A 16,264-nucleotide genomic window follows, 5' to 3' on the forward strand; every position below is an offset into this window, starting at 1 on the left:
CACCGGAGGGGCATGCGTGGTGCCTCGCTCGCCGGTCCGCTCGCGCTGACCCTCCTCGTCACCGCCTGCTCGGGCGGGTCGGAGGAGGACGCCGGCTCGGTCGCCGCGCCACCGCCCACCGAGGCCCCCGCCGGCGCCCCGTCGCTGGACGTCGAGGTGGTCGCCGAGGGGTTCGACCACCCCTGGGACGTCGCCCAGGCCGAGGACGGCACGCTGCTGGTGGACGAGCGCGCGGGCGGCTTCACCGCCGTCCTCCCCGACGGCACGGTCCGGGAGGTGCAGGCCGACCTCGGCGACCTGTTCGCCACCGGCGAGACGGGCCTGATGGGGCTGGCGCTGGAACCGGGCTTCGAGGAGAACCGGCGGTTCTACACCTGCCAGGGCGTGACCGGCGGCGAGGGTGCCTCGATCGAGGTGATCGCCTGGGCCGCCGCGGACGACTGGAGCGCCGCCACCCGGGTCGAGGACCCGCTGATCGGCGGGATCCCGGTCAACCAGGGCTCCGGGCGGCACGGCGGGTGCCGGCTGGCGTTCGGGCCGGACGGGGCGCTGCTCGTCGGCACGGGCGACAACGCCGTCGGCACGACCCCGCAGGACCTCGGGACGCTGGCCGGCAAGGTGCTCCGTGCCGATCCGGCGACCGGTGAGCCGCTGCCGGACAACCCCTTCGCCGCCCCGGACGACGGCGCGGAGGACCTCATCTGGACCTACGGGCACCGGAACGTGCAGGGGCTGGCCGTCCGGCCGGGCACGGACCAGACGTACTCCGTCGAGCACGGCCCCGATCGCAACGACGAGGTCAACCTCCTGCAGCCGGGTGGCAACTACGGCTGGGACCCCGACGGTGGCGGCAGCTACGACGAGAGCGTGCCGATGACCGACCCGGCGATCGAGGGCGCGGTGCCCGCGGTGTGGGACTCGGGCGCCCCGCCGATCGCGCCCAGCGGCGGCACCTTCCTCGACGGCGACCAGTGGGGCGACTACGACGGGCTGCTCCTGCTGGGGGCGCTGCGCGGGCAGCACGTGCTGGCGCTCCGGCTGGACGACCAGGGGCAGGTGGTCGAGCAGTTCCGGCTGCCCGAGCTGGACGGGACGCACGGGCGCATCCGTGCCCTGGAGCAGGGCACCGACGGCGCGCTCTACGTCACCACCGACAACGGCGACGACCGGGACCAGCTGCTGCGCGTCACCCCGCAGGGCTGAGCGCCCGGTCCGCCACCCGCGGCGGCACCGCGGCGCCCGGCGGCAGGAGCGGGCACGGCTCCGGCTCGCCCAGCACCGTGCGCACCGGGAGCACGCCGGCCCACACCGGGCCGGCCAGGTCGCGCTCGTCGTCGCCCGGCGGGCCGGTGCGGATCTTCACGCTCGCCTCGGCGAGGTCCAGGGCGAGCACCGCGGTGGCGGCCAGCTCCTTGCGGTCGGGCCGGCGGGTCGCCGCCCACGAGCCGGGCGCCAGGTGCTCGGTCAGCACCTCCAGGGCGAGCAGCCGCTCGTCCGGGTCGGTCACGGGCCGTGCCGCGCCGTGCACCACCGCGCAGCGGTAGTTGACCGAGTGGTGGAAGGCCGAGCGCGCGTAGACGATCCCGTCCAGGTGGGTGACGGTGAAGCAGACCGGCGCCCCCGCCGCGGCTGCCCGCAGCGTGGCCGCGCCCGTCGAGCCGTGCAGGTAGAGGGTGTCGCCGCGCCGGCCGTAACCGGTCGGCAGCACCACGGGCGCCTGGCCGAGCAGCACGCCGAGGTGGCCGACCAACCCGGCGTCCAGGACGGCGTGCAGGTCGGTCCGGTCCGTGCGGGCGCGCTTCGCGCCCCGGCGCACGGTGCTGCGGGCGGTCGGGGAGAGGGGGGCGGCGGAGTCCACGACGTCGATCCTGGGCGACACGGGTGGACCGCTGGAACGGCCAATCCGCTAGATTCCGGCCAGTCCACTTCGCCTCGTCGGCAGGAGCGCCGTGATCGACGTCCCGCCGGTCCTGCTGGACCGCGGCTCGGGGAGGCCGCTGTCGGTGCAGCTGGCCGACGCGCTGCGCTCCGCGGCCGCCGACGGCAGGCTGCGCCCGGGCGACCGGCTGCCCTCGACGCGCGCGTTCGCCGCCGCCCTCGGGGTGAGCCGCACCGTTCCCGTCGCCGCCTACGACCAGCTGCTCGCCGAGGGGTGGCTCGGCGGGCGCCGCGGTGCGGGCACCTACGTCCTCGGCGCGGTGACGGCGGCCCCGGCGGCGGCCCCGGTCCCCGCCACCCGGCCGCCGGAGGCCGCGGCGCTGGTCGACCTGCACGCCGGGTCGCCGTGCCTGGAGGTGCTGGACCGGGCGGCCTGGCGCCGGGCCTGGCGGGCCGCCGGCGACGGCGCACCCGACGCCCACCCGGAGCCGGCCGGGGACCCGGCCTTCCGGTCGGCGGTCGTGGCGCACCTGCTGCGCCACCGCGGGCTGGCCGCGGGGCCCGACGACGTGCTGGCCACGGCGGGCACCTCCGCCGCGGTGGGCGAGGTGGCCGGGACCCTGCCGCCCGGCAGCCGGGTCGCGGTGGAGGACCCGGGCTACCAGCGGGTCGTCGGCGCGCTGCGCGATGCCGGGCTCGAGGTCGTGCCGGCCGCCGTGGACGACGACGGGCTGGTCGTCGAGGCGCTGCCGCCGGACCTGGCCGCCGTCTACTGCACGCCGGCCCACCAGTACCCGCTGGGCCGGCGGATGTCCGCCGCGCGCCGGCTGGCCCTGGTGGCACGGGCCCGCGCCGAGGGCTGGTGGGTGCTGGAGGACGACTACGACGGCGAGCTCCGCTACGACGTCGCGCCGCTGCCGCTGCTGGGCGCGCTGGGGCCCGACGTCGTGGTGCACCTGGGGACGACCGGGAAGATCCTCAGCCCCACGCTCGGGGTCGGCTGGGTCGTCGCCCCCGGCCCGCTGCGGGCGGCGCTGCTGGCCCGCCGCACGGCCACGGGCACCCGGCCGGCGCGGGCCGGGCAGCGGGTGTTCGCGGCGTTCGCGGCCTCGGGGGACCTCGCCCGCCACCTCCGCCGGCTGCGGCGCGAGCTGGTCGCGCGGGCGGACGAGGTGCGGGCCGCGGTCGCGGCCGCCGGCTGCCGGGCCGAGGGGGACGCCGCGGGGGCCCACGTCCTCGTGCCGCTGCCGGATCCCGCGGCGGAGGAGGAGGTGCGGGCGGCCGCCGCGGCGCGGGGCGTCGCGCTGGACGGGCTGGGCCGGCACACGGTGCACGGGGCCGGCCGCCGGTCGGGCCTGGTCGTCGGTTTCGCCGCCCCCGCGCGGGAGGAGCTGCGCCGGGCACTGCCGGTGCTCACCGCGGTGCTGCGCGAGCACGCCCGGCCCTGAGCCACCCGCCGCCCTCGACGGCCCCGACCACCCGGGGACGCCACCGGCCCGCCTCCTGGACGGAAGCGGGCCGGTAGGGCGTCCGGGCGCACCCCGGGGCCCGCGGGCCCCGGGGTGCGCCCCGTCGATCTAGTCCACGGTCCAGGTGTCGCCGCCGGCGAGCAGCGCGTCGAGGTCGCCGGGGCCCTGCAGCCGGGCCTCGTGCAGCTGCTCGGCCATCATCGCCTCGTAGCTGGGCTTCTCGACCTTCCGGAACACGCCCATGGGGGTGTAGCGGAGGTCCTGCGTGGACAGCCGCGACAGCGCGAACGCGTACGACGGGTCCTGGCGGGTGGCGTCGTGCACGACGATCTCGCCCGCGTCGACCTGGTTGGTCTCGGCCACCCGGAGGCCACCGAAGTCGTCGCGGACCACGCAGGAGGCGCCGTCCGGCCCGAACACCAGCGGCTCGCCGTGCCGCAGCGGGATCGTCCACATCGGGCCGGTGGCCGGGTCCTTCAGCAGCTCGAAGGCGCCGTCGTTGAAGATGTTGCAGTTCTGGTAGATCTCCACCAGCGACGTGCCCTTGTGCTCCGCGGCCTGGCGCAGCACGTCGGTGAGGCCCTTCCGGTCGGAGTCCATCGCCCGGCCGACGAAGGTGGCGTCCGCGCCGATCGCGAGGGACACCGGGTTGAACGGGTGGTCCAGCGACCCCATCGGCGTCGACTTGGTGACCTTGCCGACCTCGGAGGTGGGCGAGTACTGGCCCTTGGTGAGGCCGTAGATCCGGTTGTTGAACAGCAGGATCGTCATGTCGACGTTGCGGCGGAGCGCGTGGATCAGGTGGTTGCCGCCGATGGACAGCGCGTCACCGTCACCGGTGACCACCCAGACCGACAGGTCGGGGCGCGCGGCGGCCAGGCCGGTCGCGATCGCCGGGGCGCGCCCGTGGATCGAGTGCATCCCGTAGGTGTTCATGTAGTACGGGAAGCGCGACGAGCACCCGATGCCCGACACGATGACCATGTCCTCGCGGGCGATGCCCAGGCTCGGCAGGAAGCTCTGGACGGCGTTGAGGATGACGTAGTCACCGCACCCGGGGCACCAGCGCACCTCCTGGTCGGTCTTGAGGTCCTTGCCCTTGAGCTCGGTCAGCTTCGGACCGTGCTGCTCGAGCGAGCGGGCGATGGCGGCGTCGATGGGGGTCGGCGCGTCCGGCATGCCGATGTCGACGGTGGTCACTGCGGGGCTCCGTTCACAGCTGCGGAGGTCACGGCGGCTGGCTGCACCGTGTCGATCGCGTCCTGGATCACCGCGGCCAGCTCGGCCGCGCGGAAGGGCAGGCCGCGCACCTGCGTGTGGCTCTGCACGTCGACCAGGTACCTGGCGCGCAGCAGCAGGGCCAGCTGCCCCAGGTTCATCTCCGGGCAGATCACCCGGTCGTACCGGGCCAGCACCTCGCCGAGGTCGGCCGGGAAGGGGTTGATGTGCCGGAGGTGGATCTGGGCGACCTTGCGGCCCGAGCTCCGGATCCGCCGGGCGGCCGCGCCGATCGGCCCGTAGGTCGAGCCCCACCCGATGACCGCGACCCGGGCGTCGCCGTCGGGGTCGTCGACGTCGGTGGGCGGGATCGTGGCGGCGATGCCGTCGACCTTCGCCTGGCGGGTGCGGGTCATGAAGTCGTGGTTGGCCGGGTCGTAGGAGATGTTCCCCGTGCGGTCGGCCTTCTCCAGCCCGCCGATGCGGTGCTGCATCCCGGCGGTGCCCGGGATCGCCCAGGCGCGGGCCAGGGTCTCGGGGTCGCGCAGGTAGGGGAGGAACTCGCCGTCCTCGCCGTTGGGCTCGGTGGCGAACCCGACCGCTCCGCTGAGGTCGGGCAGCGAGTCGGCGTCCGGGATCGCCCACGGCTCGGCCCCGTTGGCCAGGTAGCCGTCCGACAGCAGCATGACCGGCGTCCGGTAGGCGAGCGCGATGCGCGCGGCCTCGACGGCGGCGTCGAAGCAGTCGCCGGGGGAGCGCGGCGCGATGACCGGGACGGGGGCCTCGCCGTTGCGGCCGAACATCGCCTGCAGCAGGTCGCTCTGCTCGGTCTTCGTCGGCAGCCCGGTGGAGGGGCCACCGCGCTGCACGTCGACGATGACCAGCGGCAGCTCGGTCATGACCGCCAGGCCGATGGTCTCGGCCTTGAGGGCGACGCCGGGGCCCGACGTCGTCGTCACGCCCAGCGCGCCGCCGAAGGAGGCGCCGAGCGCGGCACCGATGCCGGCGATCTCGTCCTCGGCCTGGAAGGTGCGGACGCCGAAGGCCTTGTGGCGGGAGAGCTCGTGGAGGATGTCCGAGGCCGGGGTGATCGGGTAGGCGCCCAGGAACACCGGCAGCCCGGAGCGCTGGCCGGCGGCGACGAGCCCCAGCGCCAGGGCCTGGTTGCCCGAGATGTTCCGGTAGCGGCCCGGCTTCATCGGGGCCGGCTTGATCTCGTAGGAGACGGCGAAGGCCTCGGTGGTCTCGCCGTAGTTGTAGCCGGCGCGGAACGCGGCGATGTTGGCCGCGGCGATCTCGGGCTTGCGGCGGAACTGGCGCTCGAGGAAGCGGACGGTGCCCTCGGTCGGCCGGTGGTACATCCAGCTGAGCAGGCCGAGCGTGAACATGTTCTTGCTGCGCTCGGCCTCCTTCTTGCCCAGGCCGGAGTCCGCGAGCGCGTCCAGGGTCATCGAGGTGAGCGGGACGCTGACGGTCTGCCACCCCTCGAGCGAACCGTCCTCGAGCGGGTTGGTCGCGTAGCCGACCTTCGCGAGGTTGCGGGGGGTGAACTCGTCGGAGTCGAGGATGAGCAGGCCACCGCCGGGCAGCTCGGCCAGGTTGGCCTTGAGCGCGGCGGGGTTCATGGCGACGAGCACGTCCGGGGCGTCACCCGGCGTCATGACGTCGTGGTCGGCGAACTGCAGCTGGAAGGAGCTGACGCCGGGCAGGGTCCCCGTCGGCGCGCGGATCTCGGCGGGGAAGTTCGGCAGCGTCTTGAGGTCGTTGCCGAACGACGCCGTCTCGCTGGTGAACCGGTTGCCGGTCAGCTGCATGCCGTCGCCGGAGTCGCCGGCCAGCCGGATCACCACGCGGTCGAGCTCGACGACGCTCTTCACGAGCCCGCCGGGGGCGGACGTGGGCACCGGGCTGGCCGGGGCGCCGTTCGGTCCCGACGGCGCGACGGTCGGGTTGGTGCCAGTCATCAGCGGTCTACCTCCACCGGGCGAGGTTACGTGCGTGTCCACGCGCCCGGGATGTGCAACCGGACACGCCGCAGCGGTGAGGATCCCACCGCGTCCGCCGGGGCAACGGCTGCGTGCGCCCCGTCATTCCACGGGGCACCCCCTGCCGGGGGAGCGGTCGCCCGCCGTCCGGGAACGGGGGGTGCGAGGACGGCGTTGTACGGGTCGTGCAACGCATGACCAACGGACTGAAGACCGCCCTCCTGCTGGGCCTGATGGGCGGGCTGATCCTCATGGCCGGCGCCCTGATCGGCGGCCGAGGGGGCCTGTTCATCGCCCTGGTCATCGCGTTGGCGGTCAACGGTTACGCCTACTTCAACTCGGACAAGCTCGCGCTGCGCGCGATGCGGGCCTTCCCGGTCACCGAGACGCAGGCGCCGCAGCTGTACGCGATGGTGCGCGAGCTCGCCACCGAGGCGCGCCAGCCGATGCCGCGGCTCTACGTCAGCCCGACCAACCAGCCCAACGCGTTCGCCACCGGGCGCAACCCGCGCAACGCGGCGGTCTGCGTCACCCAGGGCATCCTCGAGCTGCTCGACCGCCGGCAGCTGCGCGGCGTGCTCGCGCACGAGCTCTCGCACGTCTACAACCGCGACATCCTGATCAGCTCGGTCGCCGGCGCGATGGCCACGGTGATCACCTACCTCGCGCACATGGCGATGTTCGCCTCGTTGTTCGGTGGCCGCCCGGACGAGGACCGGGGCGGCGGCAACGCCCTCGGCGGCCTGCTGCTCATGCTGCTCGGGCCGCTGGCCGCCGGGCTGGTGCAGATGGCGGTGAGCCGCAGCCGGGAGTACCAGGCCGACGCCTCCGGGGCCCAGCTGTCGCAGGACCCGCTGGCGCTCGCCGACGCCCTGCGGGTGATCGAGCGCGGGACGGCCGCCCGCCCGCTGCCGCAGGAGGACCGGCTGGTCACCCAGAGCCACCTGATGATCGCCAACCCCTTCCGCGGGCAGGGCCTGGCCTCGCTGTTCGCGAGCCACCCGCCCATGCCGCAGCGGATCGCCCGCCTGGAGCAGATGGCCCGCGAGCTCGGCCAGCGCTGATCGGCCCGGGCCCCGGGTCAGGTCGCGCGGACCGCGTCGATCGCGTCCAGCGCCTGCTCCCGGAGGCCGTCGGAGATGGGGGCCGAGCCGGCGACCTCGGCGGCCGCCCGCTGGCCCTCGGGGCTGACCACGAAGCTCATGAAGGCCTGCAGCCGGTCGGCGACCGCCGGGTCGTCGTACTCCATGCAGCCGATGTGGTAGCTGACCAGCACGATCGGGTACTCGCCGGATCCGGTGGTGTCCCGGTTCAGCTCGATGACGACGTCGTGCGCACCGCGGCCCTCCAGGCGCGGGGAGTTCTCCACGACGGCCGCGGCGGCCTCCGGTGACGGGGCGACGAACTCCCCGCCCACGCCGATGTTCGCGATGCCGAGGTCGCCCGCCTGGCTCAGGTCGGCGTAACCGATGGTGCCCTGCCCGCCGCGGACGGCGGCCACGACGCCGGAGTTCCCCTGGGCCGCCTCACCGCCGGGCACCGGCCAGCTGCCGTCAGGCTCGTGCGGCCACGCGCCGTCCGCGGCCTCGGCCAGGTACTCGGTGAAGTTCTCGGTGGTGCCGGACTCGTCCGCGCGGTTCACCGGGGCGATCGGCAACGCGGGGAGGGCGGTGCCGGGGTTGTCCGCGGCGATCGCCGGGTCGTCCCAGGTGGTGATCCGCTGGTCGAAGATCCCGGCGAGGGTCCCGGGGGAGAGGTTGAGCTCCGCGACGCCCTCGATGTTGTAGACGACGGCGATGGGGGAGATGTAGTTGGGCAGCTCGAAGACGCCGGACGGCCCGCAGCGCTCCTGGGCCTGGGCGAGCTCGTCGGCGTCCAGCGCGGCGTCGGACCCGGCGAAGTCGGTGCCACCGGCGAGGAACTGCTCGCGGCCGCCACCGGAGCCGATCGGGTCGTAGCTGACGTCCAGCCGGGGCTGGACGGCGGTGAACCCGGCCGACCAGCCCTGCATGGCCGCCTGCTGGGCGCTGGAGCCGGCGCCGACGAGGGAGCCGGTGAGCAGCTCCGCCCCCTCGTCGACCCTCGCCCGCTCGTTGAGCGGGACGAAGTTCGCCGCGAAGACGGCGAAGCCGCCGATGGCCACCGCGCCGCCGAGGGCGGCGATCTTCCTGCGGGCAGTCACTGCGGCCTTCCACGGGTCGTCGGGCGGCCGGGACGGACGCCGGTCCACGAGGGTACGGCCCGACGCGCCGGGGCCGCGCCCGCCGCCCGGTGCCGGGTGTCCGGCCTCCGGCGTCCGTCCCGGCGGTTCAGCGGTAGTTGTCGAACTGGAGGGCGACGTCGAGGTCGGCGCCGCGGAGCAGCTGCTGCACCGCCTGCAGGTCGTCCCGCTTCTTGCCGCTCACGCGGAGCTGGTCACCCTGGATCTGCGCCTGGACGCCCTTGGGGCCCTCGTCGCGGATCAGCTTGGCGATCTTCTTGGCCGTGTCGGACTCGATGCCCTGCTTGATCTTCGCGCCGATCTTGTAGGACTTCCCGGAGGCCTGGGGTTCGCCGGCGTCGAGCACCTTGAGCGAGATGTTCCGCTTGATCAGCTTCTCCTTGAACACCTCGAGGGCCGCCGAGACGCGCTCCTCGGTGTCCGCCTGCAGCGTCACGCCGTCCTCGCCGGCCCACGCGATGGACGCGTTGGTGCCGCGGAAGTCGAACCGCTGGGAGAGCTCCTTGCCCGCCTGGTTCAGGGCGTTGTCGACCTCCTGGCGGTCGACCTTGCTCACGACGTCGAAGGATGAGTCGGCCATGTCGTTTCCTCTCCGTGCGGGACGGGCGCCGGGGCGCCCGTCGGTGGGGACCCGTCACGTGCCGGGCCCCTGGCTTGTTACTCTCTCCCGCGTACCCATCGCGGCGGGTTGCCCGAGTGGCCAATGGGAGCGGACTGTAAATCCGTCGGCTTAGCCTACGAAGGTTCGAATCCTTCACCCGCCACGCGGTACGACGGCCCCCGACCACCAGGTCGGGGGCCGTCGCCGTTCCCGGTCCGGGTCAGGGCGCCGTCGGGGCCCGAGCGCTGGAGACGGCGGTGCGCTCGAGCCGCTCCCCGCCGAGGAAGAGCCAGCCGAAGGCGATCTCCACGTGGCGGGTGCAGCGCACGGTCACCTCGGCGCCGTCGGTCTCGGCCGCCCAGCTGTCCAGCGCGGTCCCGCCGTCGGCGAGCTGGTCGCCGACCGCGGCCTGCGCGGCGGCGCGCGTCAGCGGCAGCTCGGTGCCCACCCCGTGCGGGTAGACGACCGCCTCGTCGGCCTGGTTGGCCGCCGCCAGGGCAGCGCCGTCGCAGACCGACTGCACCTCCTGCTGCTCGAGGAAGGCGTCGGAGGCGGCGATCGCACCGAAGGCCATGAGGGCCGCGACGAGCCAGCAGACCAGGACGAACGGGAGCGTCGAGCCGCGCTCGCGATCGTCCCGGTCGGGGTGCACGTGCGGGAGCGTAGGCAGCCGGCCGCCGTCGTCCACCGCCTGTGGACACGATCTGTGGACACTGTGGACGGAGGTTCACCCGTCCTCGTGTCCCCCGGTCGCCGCCTGTGGACGGCGCGGTGGGCGGATGCCGGTGGCGCGGTCGAGGACGGCCGGCGCGGTGCGGCCGCCCCGGTCGCAGCCGTGCTGCCGGACGCCCGCCGACCGGTGAAGTGGATCACTCTTCGTGTGAACAGCGTGGCGGATGGTCACGACATGGCGTCTCCCGCGGCGTGTCGTGATCGAGATGCTTGTGGCCGTCCGTGACGGGAAGGAGTGTCTCCCGCGCGGTCCGTATTCGACGACGCTCTGCCCCCGCGCGTATGGATGGCTGCCGCACCAGCCAATCAGTCGTGCCCACAGGGAGACGTCATGAACAGCACCGTGCAGCGCAACACCCAGGCCCGCGGCGTGAAGTGGACCCGCGGCGTGAAGTGGACCCGCCGGTCGTCCTGACCGTTCGCGCTCGCCTCCGGGGTGGCCGCTCCACCGAGCGGCACCCCGGAGCGTCACTGCCCATGGACGCGCTGTCCGGTTTCCGGGTCGACTGACTCTTCCGGGGCGGACGAGGCTGGTGGTGATCGCGGTCGCTGCTAGCCTTCGCCCGCCCCACGACCCGGGAGAGAGCGCAGTTGCAGGAGCCTGAGCAGGACGTTCGCGAGCCTCGCCGGCCGCCCGCGGTGCGCAGCCCGTGGATGCCGGCGCTGCTCGGGTTGTCGCTCGCCTGCCCGGTGGCCCTGCTGCTGCTCACCAGCCAGCCGCTGGTCGTCCCGTCCGCCGTCCTCCTGCTGGTGCTCGTCGCCGCGGTGGCCGCGGAAGGGGTCAACGTCCACGTCGAGTTCCGCCGGCAGAGCTTCCACAGCTCGGCGAGCGAGGTGGCCTTCGTCATCGCGCTCCTGGAGGTCGGTGGCGCGTGGACCGCCGCCACGCGCGCCGCTGCGGTCGCCGTCGTCCTGCTGGCCCACCGGCTCCCCACGGCCAAGGTCGTCTTCAACACCGCCGTGGCCGTGCTGGAGGCCGGGGTGGCCACCGCCATCCTGGCGCTCCTGCCGTCCGGTGGTCTCGCCACCCCGTCGACCTGGCTGTCGAGCCTGCTCGCCGTGTTCGCCGCGAACGTGGTCGGCGCGGGCCTCGTGGCCGGGGCGATCACCCTCACCCAGGGGTATCCCGGTCGGGCGATCTGGACGAGCCTCTTCGTCCCGGTCGTCGTCGTGCAGCCGGTCGCCGTCACGATCGGCCTGGCCATCCTCCTGCTGCTGCACACGACCGTGTGGTCGCTGCTGCTCGTCGTGCCGATGGTCGTCGCGCTCGTGCTGGTCTACCGCCGCTTCGCCGCGGTCACCCGCCAGAGCCACTCCCTCGAGCGGGTCTACGAGTTCGCCCGCCGGGTCGAGCAGGTGGAGCCCGACGACGCCGGCACCCGGCAGATCGTCCACGCCGTGCGCGAGCTGCTCAACGCCGAGCGGGTGGCCCTCTGGCTGCCGCCCTACCTCGACGAGGGGCCGCGTCTCGTGGTGGCCACCGAGGACGGTGCGGACTGGTACGACGGGCCCGGCGACTCCGACGACCCGCTGCGCCGCCGCGCGGTCGGTTCGACGGGCGGCGCGATCCGCGTCTCGGCGGGCCGCGCCGACGAGCGCGACACGGTCGCACTGGCGCGCCGGGGCGTGTCCGAGCTGCTGGGCGCGCCGGTGACCACGGCCGCCGGCGAACCGGGCTATCTCGAGGTCTGCGACCGGCGCAGCGACATCGTCTCCTTCGGCCGCAGCGAGCGGGGCGCGCTGGAGTCCATGCTCACCCACGTCAACGCGGCCATCCGGCAGCAGCAGCTGCTGACCCGCATCCGGTTCGACGCCGACCACGACCGGCTCACCGGGCTGCCGAACCGCCAGCGGCTCGCCGCGGAGGTCGACGCCCTCCTGGCCGAGGGGGCCGCCGGCGCCGGGCTCATCCTGGCCTCCCTCGGCACCTACGCCGACATCACCGACACCCTCGGGCACGCCGCCAGCGACGAGCTGCTCCTGGTCACCGCCGGCCTGCTCCGCGAGCACGCACCGCCGCGCGCCCTCCTCGCCCGCATGGAGCGCGAGCAGTTCGCGGTCCTCCTCCCCGGGCTCTCGCTCGCCGCCACCGAGCAGGCCGCCCGGCGGCTGCGCGAGGCGGCGGCGACACGGGTCCGCGTGGCCGGGCTGGACCTGGAGGTCTCGCTCACCATCGGCGTCGCCGCGGCGCCCGAGCACGGCACCGATGCGGGGACCCTGATGCAGCGCGCGGACGTCGCCCTGCTGGCCGCCGGGGGGTCCGGTGGCGTGGCCAGCTACCACCCGGTGCTCGACCAGCAGAGCCTGCGCCGCCTGCAACTGGGCACCGAGCTCGCCCAGGCGATGGCCGACGGGCAGATCGGCGTGGTCTTCCAGCCGGTCATCGACGCGCAGACCTCCGACATCGTGTCCGTGGAGACCCTCGTCCGCTGGACCCACCCGCGCTTCGGCAGCATCCCGCCCGAGGACGTGATCGGGCTGGCCGAGCAGATCGGCCGGATCGGCGCGGTGACCGACCACGTCCTGGACCTCGCGCTGGCCCGCTGCCGGCGCTGGCTGGACCAGGGGATCTCGCTGTCGGTCGCGGTCAACGTCTCGGCGTTCTCGCTCAGCGAACCCGACCTGGTCGACCGCATCCGCGGTGCCCTGGAGCGGCACGGCGTCCCCGGTGAGCTGCTCGTGCTGGAGCTCACCGAGAGCAGCGTCGTCGACGACTCGGTCCGGGAGAGCTCCGTGCTGGAGGACCTGCACGACCTGGGGCTGCGGCTGTCGATGGACGACTTCGGCACCGGCTACTCGTCGCTCTCCCAGCTCCGGCAGCTGCCGATCGACGAGGTGAAGATCGACAAGTCCTTCGTGCTGTCCATGGCCACCAGCCAGGGGGAGTCGTTCATCGCGCGGTCGATCATCGAGCTGGCCCACAACCTCGGGCTGTGCGTGGTGGCCGAGGGCGTCGAGGACGAGATGACCCGCAACCAGCTCATCGCGATGGGCTGCGACAAGCTCCAGGGCTTCCTGATCAGCCGCCCGCTGCCGGAGGACCGGCTGGAGAAGTGGCTGCTCGCGCGCACCGGCGTCCGCTCCGCCGCTCCGGGGGCCAGCCACCGGCGCCTGTTCGTCCGGACGTGACGCACCTCGCCGGGACCCCCCGCGAGGCGGCCCGGGGCATCAGGTAGAGTCTTCGACGGCTCCTCGGAGCACGCCCCTTTAGCTCAGTCGGCAGAGCGTCTCCATGGTAAGGAGAAGGTCTACGGTTCGATTCCGTAAAGGGGCTCTGGTAGTACCCGACCTACCGGTCCTGTCGCGAGACCGGCCCGCGTGGTCATCCCGGCGGTGTAGCTCAGCCTGGTAGAGCAAGCGGCTCATAATCGCTGTGTCACCGGTTCAAGTCCGGTCACCGCTACTCCCGACGGACCCGGCAAGCCGGGTCCGTCGCCGTGTCGGCTCCCGCCGGTGCGGCAGCAGGGCCCGGATCCGGGTCCTGTCCCACAAGGCTAGGAGCGCTCCCGTGGCAGCCACCGACGTCCGTCCGAAGATCACCCTGGCCTGCCAGGAGTGCAAGAACCGCAACTACATCACCCGCAAGAACCGGCGGAACGACCCCGACCGGCTCGAGCTGATGAAGTACTGCCCGCGCGAGCGCAAGCACACGCTGCACCGCGAGACCCGCTGACGGTCCGCGGCTGCTGAGCGAGGGCGGGAGCATGGCGCTGGACCGGGCACTGGTCGGGCGCAGCTACCCGCCCTCTGCCGTCTACGAGGTGGGCCGGGCGAAGATCGCCGAGTTCGCGGCGGCGGTCGGCGCGACCGACCGGGTGCACCACGACGCCGAGGCCGCCCGTGCCGCGGGCCACGCGGACGTGATCGCACCGCCCACCTTCGCCATCGTGGTGAGCCTGGAGGCCGCGTTCGTGGTGCTCGCCGACGACGAGGTGGGCCTGGACTACAGCCGGGTGGTGCACGGTGAGCAGAAGTTCACGCACCACCGCCCGATCCGGGCCGGCGACCGGCTGGTCGCCACCACCACGATCGACGCGGCCCGCACCGTTGCCGGCAACGACCTGCTGACCGCCCGGGTGGAGCTGGCGACGGAGGCGGGCGAGGCGGTCTGCACGTCCACCTCCATGCTCGTCGCGCGGGGGCCGGCGTGACTCCCGAGGCCGGCACCGCCCTCCCCGAGCTGGTCGTCCGGGTCACCCGCGCCGACCTGGTCCGCTACGCCGGTGCCTCGGGCGACTTCAACCCGATCCACTGGAACGAGCGGGTCGCCCGCGAGGTCGGCCTGCCCGGCGTCATCGCCCACGGCATGCTCACCATGGCGCTGGCCGCCCGGGCGGTCACCGGCTGGACCGGTGACCCGGCGGCGCTGCTGGAGTACCAGGTTCGCTTCGGGCGCCCGGTCGTCGTCCCCGACGACGACCGCGGTGCGGAGCTGACCGTGCGGGGCACGGTGGCCGCGCTGCTGGAGGACGGGCGGGCGCGGGTCGACCTGACCGTCACCAGCGAGGGGGAGAAGGTCCTCTCCCTCGCCCGCGCCGTCGTCCGGCTGGGCTGAACCGGGTCCCCGCCGGCCCCGCCGCTCAGCCGGCCGTGGACAGCAGCCGCTGCAGCCGCGAGACGCCTTCGACGAGGTCGTCGTCGCCCAGCGCGTACGACATCCGGACGTAGCCCGGCGTCCCGAACGCCTCGCCCGGCACCACCGCCACCTCGGCCTGCTCCAGGATCAGCTCGGCCAGCTCGGCGCTGGTCTCCGCGGTCCGCCCGCCGATCGGCCGGCCGAGCAGGCCCTTGACCGACGGATAGGCGTAGAACGCGCCGTGCGGCTCGGGGCAGGCCACGCCGGGGATCTCGCGCAGCATCGACACGATGGTCTTCCGGCGCCGGTCGAACGCCGCCCGCATCTCGGCCACGGCCGAGAGGTCGCCGGTCAGCGCGGCGATCGCGGCCGCCTGGGAGACGTTCGCGACGTTGGAGGTCGCGTGCGACTGCAGGTTGGTCGCCGCCTTGACGACGTCGGCCGGGCCCGCGATCCACCCCACCCGCCAGCCGGTCATGGCGTAGGTCTTGGCGACCCCGTTCACAACGACGCAGCGGTCGGCGAGCTCGGGCACCAGCACCGGCATCGACGGGGCGGTGAGCCCGCCGTAGGTCAGGTGCTCGTAGATCTCGTCGGTGAGCACCCACAGGCCGGCGTCGAGGGCCCAGCGACCGATCTCCTCGACCTGCTCGGCCGGGTAGACCGCGCCGGTGGGGTTGGACGGGGAGCAGAAGAGCAGCGCCTTGGTGCGCGGGGTGCGGGCGGCCTCGAGCTGCGCCGCCGAGACCAGGTAGCCGCTCTGCTCGTCGGCCACCACCGGCACCGGGACGCCGCCGGCCAGCCGGATGGCCTCCGGGTAGGTGGTCCAGTACGGCGCCGGCAGCAGGACCTCGTCGCCGGGGTCGAGCATCGTCGCGAACGCCTCGTACACCGCCTGCTTGCCACCGTTGGTCACCAGGACCTGGGCGGGGGTGAGCTGCAGCCCGGAGTCGCGCGCGGTCTTCGCGACGATCGCCTCCTTGAGCGCGGGCAGGCCGCCGGCGGGCGTGTACCGGTGCATCGACGGCGTCCGGGCGGCGGTGATCGCGGCCTCGACGACGTAGTCCGGCGTCGGGAAGTCCGGCTCCCCCGCGCCGAAACCGATCACCGGCTTCCCGGCGGCCTTCAGCGCCTTCGCCTTCGCGTCCACGGCGAGCGTCGCGGACTCGGCGATGGCGCCGATGCGACGGGAGATGCGGCGCGCGGCGGGCGGCAGCTCGGAGGTGCGGGCGGTCTCCGGGGCGGAGGCGTCGGTCATGGGCCCATCGTGTCAAAGACCACGCCCCGGGGGCCGCCCGCCCGGTCCCGCACGGGGAACCGCACGCGGCGGTGCCCTCGCCGGGGGTGTGCCCGGCGGGACGTTGGCTCCCGGCCGCCGCGGTCCCGTACACTGGCTGCACCGGGGCCTGTTGACCCCGCCACCGGCGTGCCCCGGATCCCCTCCCGGGGCCCGGCGCCACCGTGGCGGCGAGACGCCCGGGGCCCTCCCGAGGGCACAGGGGTGTAGCTCAATTGGCAGAGCAGCGGTCTCCAAAACCGCAGGCTGCAGGTTCAAGTCCTGTCACCCCTGCCAGCACGACACGG

The 16,264-nt window shown here is 74.2% G+C and carries 14 protein-coding genes and 4 tRNA genes; 11 read left to right on the forward strand and 7 right to left on the reverse strand.

All coding sequences use genetic code 11. From position 1 onward, the window contains the following. The first annotated feature begins 12 nt into the window (after positions 1 to 12). Positions 13 to 1,203, forward strand: coding sequence for a sorbosone dehydrogenase family protein (locus tag E9549_RS10050; protein WP_236826404.1), 1,191 nt, complete (start codon positions 13 to 15; stop codon positions 1,201 to 1,203). On the opposite strand, the gene E9549_RS10055 is transcribed toward E9549_RS10050, so the two are convergent. Then, a complete protein-coding gene (locus tag E9549_RS10055; protein WP_236826405.1) occupies positions 1,187 to 1,858 on the reverse strand; it encodes a pyridoxamine 5'-phosphate oxidase family protein in 672 nt (223 codons plus the stop codon). The two genes, E9549_RS10050 and E9549_RS10055, sit on opposite strands and share 17 nt — an antisense overlap. Positions 1,859 to 1,949: 91 nt before the next feature. Here E9549_RS10055 and E9549_RS10060 point away from each other — a divergent pair, with 91 nt between their 5' ends. Beyond that, a complete protein-coding gene (locus E9549_RS10060; protein WP_236826406.1) occupies positions 1,950 to 3,326 on the forward strand; it encodes a PLP-dependent aminotransferase family protein in 1,377 nt (458 codons plus the stop codon). A 129-nt stretch (positions 3,327 to 3,455) separates the two neighbouring features. Here E9549_RS10060 and E9549_RS10065 read toward each other — a convergent pair whose 3' ends face one another. Beyond that, entirely contained in the window at positions 3,456 to 4,547 is a 1,092-nt protein-coding gene (locus tag E9549_RS10065) for a 2-oxoacid:ferredoxin oxidoreductase subunit beta (protein ID WP_236826407.1), read from the reverse strand. Then, positions 4,544 to 6,529 carry a 2-oxoacid:acceptor oxidoreductase subunit alpha gene (locus E9549_RS10070; RefSeq protein ID WP_236826408.1) on the reverse strand — a complete coding sequence of 662 codons (1,986 nt, stop codon included), beginning with the start codon at positions 6,527 to 6,529 and terminating at the stop codon, positions 4,544 to 4,546. Before E9549_RS10070 ends, E9549_RS10065 begins: the two co-directional genes overlap by 4 nt. Before the next feature lie 215 nt (positions 6,530 to 6,744). Here E9549_RS10070 and htpX point away from each other — a divergent pair, with 215 nt between their 5' ends. After that, positions 6,745 to 7,614 carry a zinc metalloprotease HtpX gene (gene htpX / locus E9549_RS10075; protein WP_236826409.1) on the forward strand — a complete coding sequence of 290 codons (870 nt, stop codon included), beginning with the start codon at positions 6,745 to 6,747 and terminating at the stop codon, positions 7,612 to 7,614. A 17-nt stretch (positions 7,615 to 7,631) separates the two neighbouring features. Here htpX and pstS read toward each other — a convergent pair whose 3' ends face one another. Beyond that, complete coding sequence (gene pstS, locus E9549_RS10080; protein WP_236826410.1) at positions 7,632 to 8,732, reverse strand: phosphate ABC transporter substrate-binding protein PstS; 1,101 nt, start codon at positions 8,730 to 8,732, stop codon at positions 7,632 to 7,634. A 127-nt stretch (positions 8,733 to 8,859) separates the two neighbouring features. Then, positions 8,860 to 9,351 carry a YajQ family cyclic di-GMP-binding protein gene (locus tag E9549_RS10085; protein WP_236826411.1) on the reverse strand — a complete coding sequence of 164 codons (492 nt, stop codon included), beginning with the start codon at positions 9,349 to 9,351 and terminating at the stop codon, positions 8,860 to 8,862. 102 nt (positions 9,352 to 9,453) lie between these two features. Here E9549_RS10085 and E9549_RS10090 point away from each other — a divergent pair. Further along, a tRNA-Tyr gene (locus E9549_RS10090) sits at positions 9,454 to 9,535 on the forward strand. A gap of 57 nt (positions 9,536 to 9,592) precedes the next feature. Here the strand turns inward: E9549_RS10090 and E9549_RS10095 are convergent. After that, on the reverse strand, positions 9,593 to 10,024 hold the full coding sequence (locus E9549_RS10095) for a pilus assembly protein TadG-related protein (RefSeq protein WP_236826412.1): 432 nt from the start codon (positions 10,022 to 10,024) through the stop codon (positions 9,593 to 9,595). A 734-nt stretch (positions 10,025 to 10,758) separates the two neighbouring features. Between E9549_RS10095 and E9549_RS10100 the strand changes: the two genes are divergently transcribed. From E9549_RS10100 to E9549_RS10125, 6 genes are all read left to right on the forward strand, one after another. Beyond that, positions 10,759 to 13,233, forward strand: a complete 2,475-nt coding sequence (locus tag E9549_RS10100; RefSeq protein ID WP_236826413.1) for a bifunctional diguanylate cyclase/phosphodiesterase — start codon at positions 10,759 to 10,761, stop codon at positions 13,231 to 13,233. Between the two features lie 72 nt (positions 13,234 to 13,305). Next, positions 13,306 to 13,378 (forward strand) — tRNA-Thr (locus tag E9549_RS10105). 55 nt (positions 13,379 to 13,433) lie between these two features. Further along, a tRNA-Met gene (locus tag E9549_RS10110) sits at positions 13,434 to 13,507 on the forward strand. Between the two features lie 105 nt (positions 13,508 to 13,612). Next, positions 13,613 to 13,777: a 50S ribosomal protein L33 gene (gene rpmG / locus E9549_RS10115; RefSeq protein ID WP_091770212.1), complete on the forward strand. Its 165-nt coding sequence runs from the start codon at positions 13,613 to 13,615 to the stop codon at positions 13,775 to 13,777. Between the two features lie 31 nt (positions 13,778 to 13,808). After that, positions 13,809 to 14,255: a MaoC family dehydratase N-terminal domain-containing protein gene (locus E9549_RS10120; RefSeq protein ID WP_236826414.1), complete on the forward strand. Its 447-nt coding sequence runs from the start codon at positions 13,809 to 13,811 to the stop codon at positions 14,253 to 14,255. Further along, positions 14,252 to 14,659, forward strand: coding sequence for a MaoC family dehydratase (locus tag E9549_RS10125; RefSeq protein ID WP_236826415.1), 408 nt, complete (start codon positions 14,252 to 14,254; stop codon positions 14,657 to 14,659). The genes E9549_RS10120 and E9549_RS10125 overlap by 4 nt, the downstream gene beginning before the upstream one ends. 25 nt (positions 14,660 to 14,684) lie before the next feature. Here E9549_RS10125 and E9549_RS10130 read toward each other — a convergent pair whose 3' ends face one another. Next, positions 14,685 to 15,938: a pyridoxal phosphate-dependent aminotransferase gene (locus tag E9549_RS10130; protein ID WP_304505746.1), complete on the reverse strand. Its 1,254-nt coding sequence runs from the start codon at positions 15,936 to 15,938 to the stop codon at positions 14,685 to 14,687. Positions 15,939 to 16,177: 239 nt separating this feature from the next. Here E9549_RS10130 and E9549_RS10135 point away from each other — a divergent pair. After that, positions 16,178 to 16,253: transfer RNA gene (locus E9549_RS10135), tRNA-Trp, on the forward strand. Positions 16,254 to 16,264 lie beyond the last annotated feature (11 nt).

The sequence above is a fragment of the Blastococcus sp. MG754426 genome, assembly GCF_021699055.1.
Classification (GTDB): domain Bacteria; phylum Actinomycetota; class Actinomycetes; order Mycobacteriales; family Geodermatophilaceae; genus Blastococcus.

Coding starts and splice junctions, on each gene's coding strand:
- E9549_RS10050 (WP_236826404.1), top strand. CDS start 13: ATGCGTGGTGCCTCGCTCGCCGGTCCGCTCGCGCTGACCCTCCTCGTC.
- E9549_RS10070 (WP_236826408.1), bottom strand. CDS start 6,529: ATGACTGGCACCAACCCGACCGTCGCGCCGTCGGGACCGAACGGCGCC.
- htpX (WP_236826409.1), top strand. CDS start 6,745: ATGACCAACGGACTGAAGACCGCCCTCCTGCTGGGCCTGATGGGCGGG.
- E9549_RS10085 (WP_236826411.1), bottom strand. CDS start 9,351: ATGGCCGACTCATCCTTCGACGTCGTGAGCAAGGTCGACCGCCAGGAG.
- E9549_RS10100 (WP_236826413.1), top strand. CDS start 10,759: ATGCCGGCGCTGCTCGGGTTGTCGCTCGCCTGCCCGGTGGCCCTGCTG.
- E9549_RS10120 (WP_236826414.1), top strand. CDS start 13,809: ATGGCGCTGGACCGGGCACTGGTCGGGCGCAGCTACCCGCCCTCTGCC.
- E9549_RS10130 (WP_304505746.1), bottom strand. CDS start 15,938: ATGACCGACGCCTCCGCCCCGGAGACCGCCCGCACCTCCGAGCTGCCG.